1 protein-coding gene is annotated in these 1,321 nt (G+C 70.8%); it reads left to right on the top strand.

Annotated elements, in window-relative coordinates; all coding sequences use genetic code 11:
* The coding region (locus ACFY4A_RS42645; RefSeq protein ID WP_390834683.1) for an IS1380 family transposase at positions 1–1,157 on the top strand (1,157 nt) is incomplete at its 5' end.
* Positions 1,158–1,321 lie beyond the last annotated feature (164 nt).

The following is a 1,321-nucleotide window of genomic DNA, read 5'->3' as shown; positions in this document are numbered from 1 at the left end:
GGCTGCGGCACGGAGCGATGCCGGTCGCGTTCGACGCGATACGGGCCCCGTCCACGCTGGGCACGTTCCTGCGCTCGTTCACCCACGGCCATGCCCTGCAACTGCACGCGGCGCACCGGAAGTTCCTGGGTGAGCTGGCCGCTCATACCCCGCTCCTGCCCGCCGCCGGCCAAGTCGCTTTCATCGACGTCGACTCCACCCACAAGCGCGTGTTCGGCCCCGCGAAACAGGGTGCGCAGGTCGGCCGGTTCAAGGGGATCCGCACGCTGCACCCGCTGCTGGCCACGATCTGCACCGCCATCTCCCGGCCGGTGATCGCCGCGGTCAGGTTGCGGCAGGGCAAGGCGGCAGACTCCCGCGGCGCCCCGAAGTTCGCCGCCGAGGCGCTGGCCACCGCCGTCGAGGCGGGCTGCACCGGGATACGCATCCTGCGGGCTGATTCGCAGTTCTACAGCGCTGCCGTGGTGGCCGCCTGCCGCCGGACCGGCGCCCGTTTCTCGATCAGTACCGGGATGAACCCGTCGATCAAGCGGGCCATCGCCGCCGTTCCCGACGCCGCGTGGCGGCCCATCCGCTACCCGCGGGCGGTCCTCGACCCGGACACCGGCGAGCTGATCTCGGACGCGGAAGTCGCCGAGATACCCGACTACACCGCGTTCACCGGCCGCAAGAAGGCCGAGCACGTCACCGCCCGGCTGATCGTGCGCCGGGTCCGCGACCTGGCCAAACCCGCCACGGTCGGCGAGCAGGGGGAACTGTTCCCGGTCTGGCGATACCACCCGTTCTTCACCGACAACCCCGCCGAGACCCTCCAGGCCGAGCAGGAACACCGCCACCACGCGGTCATCGAGCAGGTGATCGCGGACGGCAAGGCCGGACCCCTGGCCCACCTGCCCTCGGGGAACTTCAACGCCAACGCCGCCTGGCTGACCCTGTGGGCCATGAGTTACAACCTGCTGCGGGCCGCAGGCGCCCTGGCCTCCGCGTTCCACGCCAAGGCCACCACCGCCACCCTCCGCGCCCACCTGATCCACGTCCCCGCCCGGATCGCCCGCTCAGCCCGCCGCCTCACACTGCACCTGCCCCGCCGATGGCCCTGGCAGCACGCTTGGACGCACCTGTTCGACATCGTCCACGCACCGCCCGACGCGGCCTGACAGCCCCTGCCCACCCCGCCCGCCAGGGCCCAACCGGAACCGAATGTGGAAGAGCTGGACGGACCAGCGGACACCCCCTGCCCACACCCAGCCAACGACCCAAGAATCCGGAGCTCGATCCTCAAAAGATCACGTCAGAAGCCGACCGGTGGATCGAGGCTAAG

Origin of the sequence: Streptomyces sp. NPDC001292, from assembly GCF_042896465.1 — a bacterium.
In the GTDB taxonomy this organism is placed as follows: domain Bacteria; phylum Actinomycetota; class Actinomycetes; order Streptomycetales; family Streptomycetaceae; genus Streptomyces.
This window is presented reverse-complemented; position numbering and strand designations above follow the sequence as displayed.